Here is a 426-nt window from a genome sequence, read left to right on the forward strand (position 1 = left end):
GGCAACGGTGGAGTGGTGCGCAGAACTGTAGCCCCGTCCACCCAAGTCCATGTGGACACCGAGGCCGCCAAGGCCGCGAACATCCCCGAAGTGTTCGGCTGGGGCCTGGGCCTGGAGAACAAGCTGGGCAAAGCTGAGGCACCCTCGGCAGTACGCTCGCTGGCCTCCAAGCTGTTTGGGACATCCATCGGCTACAAGGACCATTCCGTGGTCGGGCCTAACGCCTGGGATGACACCACGAAGTGGGCTGAGGGCTGGGCCACACAGATGAAGAAAGCCTCGCTTCCGCAGTTCCAGAAATGGTTCCAAGCGAACGGCTTCAAGTGGCACCAAAAGGCCCAGGCTTATGACCAGTTCGGTAGCCTGGTGTCGGACTTTATCCGGGGCCGGGATGCGGACTTCCCTGATGAAGTAGTGCGTGCTGGT

General features: G+C 61.3%; 1 protein-coding gene. It reads left to right on the forward strand.

Annotated features, from left to right (window positions below; translation table 11 throughout):
* Positions 1-51: 51 nt before the first annotated feature.
* The coding region (locus tag QWI17_RS03270) for a hypothetical protein (protein ID WP_302721071.1) at positions 52-426 on the forward strand (375 nt) is incomplete at its 3' end.

It is taken from the genome of Gilvimarinus gilvus, from assembly GCF_030518155.1.
Lineage (GTDB): Bacteria > Pseudomonadota > Gammaproteobacteria > Pseudomonadales > Cellvibrionaceae > Gilvimarinus > Gilvimarinus gilvus.